Below are 3,725 nucleotides of genomic sequence, written 5' to 3'. Positions count from 1 at the left end.
TATTTCCATTGTGCCCTACGGTTGGTATTTTACGTGCTTTTGAAATCGTGTATCCTATGCGCAGTACATATCGTGTGGAATGACCGGTATACGAGGTGACTGGTCGAACAAGGAAAGGGTACACGATGGCACAAGATTACGATACCCCGCGAGACAAGGATGAAGACGAGGAATCCCTGCAGGAGCTCGGCAAAAGCGGCCAGGATGCCGGGGCCGATCTGGACGACGACGAGAACGCCATCGCCGAGGACTACGAGCTTCCTGGCGCCGACTTAAGCAATGAGGATTCTTCGGTGACCGTCATCCCCATGCAGGGCGATGAATTCATCTGCTCCAACTGCTTCCTGGTCAAGCACCGGAGCCAACTGGCCTACACCACCCCCGACGGCAAGCCCGTATGCAAGGAGTGCGCCGCCTGATGGCCTATGACGAGTCCTACAACGAGCCCGAAACGGTCGAGGTCCTGTTCAAGTCCTTGGGCGGGGCCGACGTGCCGGAATACGCCATGCCCGGCGATGCCGGGGCCGATCTACGAACCAGGATGGCTGTGGATCTGGCTCCCTTCCAGCGGGCGCTAGTTCCTACGGGAGTGGCCTTGGCCCTGCCCAACGGGTACGTCGGCCTGGTTCACCCGCGCTCGGGGCTGGCAGTGAAAATGGGGGTGACCGTGCTCAACGCGCCGGGGACGATTGATGCTGGGTACCGGGGCGAGATCAAGGTGCCGTTGATCAACCTGGATCCTCATGAGTCGGTCCACTTCGAGCCTGGGGAGCGCATCGCCCAGCTGGTCATCCAGCGTTACGTGCAGGCCCGTTTCGTGCCTGCTGAACGCCTGCCTGGCTCGGCGCGTTCGGATAGCGGATTCGGCTCGACCGGCCGCTGAGGCGCGGTTCGGACACGAGCGACCTGAATGGGCTATATCGAAGTGTAGGATTGGTGCATTATATCGGGATATTGGAGGCTTGAATGGTCACTCAGGAGGGCAGCGTCTGTAGCAATGATGTCGGCGACCAGGCCCCTTCCGGCTTGTCCTCCAGAGCCTTGGGCTGTGAGGTCAGCGACGATCCGCTCAACCCCCTGATGCCAATCTGGGAGATCTGCGCCGCCCATCATCCTGATGAGGATTTGTCCATGCTTCAGCGCGCCTATGACCGGGCCGTGGTCCAGCATGCCGACCAGAGGCGCAAGTCTGGCGAGCCCTACATCATCCATCCATTGGCTGTGGCACAAATTCTGGCCGACCTTGGCATGGGGCCCACGGTGGTTTCGGCCGGTCTACTGCACGACACCGTGGAGGACACCGACTACACCCTGGAGCAGTGCAGGGATGAGTTCGGCGACACGGTGGCTGGCTTGGTGGACGGGGTCACCAAGATATCCAAGATGGATTACGGCGATTCGGCCCAGGCTGAGACCATCCGCAAGATGATTGTGGCCATGAGCCGGGATGTACGCGTCCTGGTGGTCAAGCTGGCTGACCGTGTGCACAACGCCCGCACCTGGCGCTATGTCAAGGCTTCATCAGCCCAGCGCAAGGCCCGTGAGACCCTGGACGTATATGCGCCCCTTGCCAACCGGCTGGGCATGAACGCCATCAAGACCGAGCTGGAGGAGCTCAGCTTCAAGACCCTCTATCCCAAGATCTACAATGAAATCGTGGTCCTGGTCTCCCGCAGAGCCGGCCAGCGGGAGGTCTACCTGCAGCAGATCCTGGACGAGATTCACGAGGATCTGGATGCTCAGGGCATCAAGGCTCAGGTGACAGGGCGGCCCAAGGACTACTTCAGCATCTACCAGAAGATGATTGTGCGCGGGCACGATTTCGCCAACATCTACGACCTGGTTGGGGTGCGCATCATCGTGGATACCATTCGCGACTGCTATGCTGCCCTGGGTGCCGTCCATGCCCGTTGGAGCCCGGTGCCTGGGCGGTTCAAGGACTACATCGCCATGCCTAAGACCAACCGCTACCAGTCCCTACATACCACGGTGGTGGGCCCGGGCGGCAAGCCGGTCGAGATCCAGATTCGCACCTGGCAGATGCATCGCCGCGCCGAATTCGGCATCGCCGCCCACTGGAAGTACAAGGAGAACGGTTCTGCAGGCCGCGAGCTCTCCCAGCCCGACAAGTCCGACGTCAAGCGTGAGCGCCAGGAGGGGGAGCTGAGCCAGGAGGACAACCTGACCTGGATCCAGCAGTTGGCCGACTGGACCAGCGAGACTCCGGACTCCAACGAGTTCCTGGGCTCCCTTAAGGATGATTTGGGCGCGGCTGAGGTTTACGTATTCACGCCCAAAGGCAAGATCATCTCCCTGCCGGCCGATTCAACGCCCGTGGACTTCGCCTATGCCGTCCACACCGAGGTTGGCCACAGAACCATGGGCGCCAGGGTCAATGGCCGCCTGGTCCCCCTGGACACCAAGCTGCGCAACGGGGACACGGTAGAGATTCTGACCAGCAAGTCCGACACCGATGGGCCCTCGCGCGACTGGCTCAGCTTTGCCAAGAGCCCCCGTGCCCGCAGCAAAATCCGTCAGTGGTTCAGCAAGGAGCGCCGTTCGGAGACCATCGAGGAGGGCAAGGACGAGCTCATCCGCGCCATGCGCAAGCGGAACCTGCCCGTGGCCAGCCTGCTGACCCCTGAAGCCATGGTGGGGGCTGCCGACGAGCTCAACTATCCCAATGAGAAGGCGGTTTACGCCGCTATTGGCGACGGACAGGTCTCCACTCAGAACGTGATCTCCCGGCTGGTACATGATGCCGGCCGGTCGGCCCTTGAGGACGAGGTGGAGCAGGAGGCCATTCCCCTGCAGCGGGTCACCAAGTCCAGCCGGCCGGAGACCTCCCAGGGGATTTCGGTCAAGGGCGTAGACGATGTCTGGGTCAAGCTGGCCCGTTGCTGTACTCCAGTGCCAGGGGACCCCATCACCGGGTTCATCACCCGCAACCAGGGCGTCTCGGTTCATCGGTCCGACTGCCAGAATCTTCTGGAACTGCGCAAGAAGCAGCCCGAACGCATCATAGAGGTCTCCTGGACGGGCAAACAGGGCACTTTCATGGTCCAGATTCAAGTGGAGGCCCTGGATCGGCCCCACCTGCTCTCGGACATTACTCAGGTCCTGTCCGACCACGGGGTCAACATCCTGTCGGGCAGCCAATCCACCGGTCGTGACCGGGTTGCGGTCAGTCAATTCGTCTTCGAGATGGGCGACCCCCAACATCTGAATACGCTCCTGTCGGCTGTCAGGAAGATCGACGGTGTCTTCGATGCCTACCGGCTGACCGGAGCCAAGGGCTCGACCAGACCTCATATGCGGGCCATCTGACTTTCCCTGCAATCACCGTATGCCTACTTTTCCTCTTACTCTCGCGACGGCATTTTGCCGGTATCTCGTCAAACCTATTACTTGCTTTCAGCCTTGAAAATTCAACGGCTCAAAGTCTAAAAGACGGTTATTAAAAAGACGGTTATTAACGGTTATTACAGAAAGACCCCCGGTGGTCAATGACCAAGCCGGGGGTTCTAACGGAAACTGCTACAATCAGCGCACGGCGTTCATCCACTGCTCCTTGGTGGCCTTCTCGGCCTCCAGTTCCTGCTTCTTGGCCGGATCCTGCTCGGCGGCGATTCGCTGATCCAGGTCCTGAAGCTGGGCGGCCAGCTGCTGCTCGAAGCTGGAGACGCGGGCATCGGCCTCGGGGTCGGACTGGTTCCAGGCCGCAT

At 60.6% G+C, this 3,725-nt stretch carries 3 protein-coding genes and 1 pseudogene; 3 read left to right on the top strand and 1 reads right to left on the bottom strand.

Going from position 1 to position 3,725, the window contains the following annotated elements:
- Nucleotides 1-125: 125 nt before the first annotated feature.
- From AC0AP0_RS10145 to AC0AP0_RS10135, 3 genes are all read left to right on the top strand, one after another.
- On the top strand, nucleotides 126-419 hold the full coding sequence (locus tag AC0AP0_RS10145) for a DUF4193 domain-containing protein (RefSeq protein WP_024627827.1): 294 nt from the start codon (nucleotides 126-128) through the stop codon (nucleotides 417-419).
- Nucleotides 419-883: a dUTP diphosphatase gene (gene dut, locus AC0AP0_RS10140; RefSeq protein ID WP_046322794.1), complete on the top strand. Its 465-nt coding sequence runs from the start codon at nucleotides 419-421 to the stop codon at nucleotides 881-883. Before AC0AP0_RS10145 ends, dut begins: the two co-directional genes overlap by 1 nt.
- 83 nt (nucleotides 884-966) lie before the next feature.
- Nucleotides 967-3,327 carry a RelA/SpoT family protein gene (locus tag AC0AP0_RS10135; RefSeq protein WP_232348601.1) on the top strand — a complete coding sequence of 787 codons (2,361 nt, stop codon included), beginning with the start codon at nucleotides 967-969 and terminating at the stop codon, nucleotides 3,325-3,327.
- Nucleotides 3,328-3,543: 216 nt separating this feature from the next.
- On the opposite strand, the pseudogene AC0AP0_RS10130 reads toward AC0AP0_RS10135, so the two are convergent.
- Nucleotides 3,544-3,725 (bottom strand): annotated as a pseudogene (locus AC0AP0_RS10130) (DUF349 domain-containing protein); the annotation flags it as partial.

The sequence above is a fragment of the Bifidobacterium sp. POST2/T3 (B1) genome, assembly GCF_058197115.1.
Note: the sequence above shows the minus strand (reverse complement) of the source record. Positions and strands in the feature narration are given on the sequence as shown.

Excerpts from the sequence above, each read along its gene's own strand:
- dut (WP_046322794.1), top strand. The coding sequence starts at position 419 with ATGGCCTATGACGAGTCCTACAACGAGCCCGAAACGGTCGAGGTCCTG.
- AC0AP0_RS10145 (WP_024627827.1), top strand. The coding sequence starts at position 126 with ATGGCACAAGATTACGATACCCCGCGAGACAAGGATGAAGACGAGGAA.
- AC0AP0_RS10135 (WP_232348601.1), top strand. The coding sequence starts at position 967 with ATGGTCACTCAGGAGGGCAGCGTCTGTAGCAATGATGTCGGCGACCAG.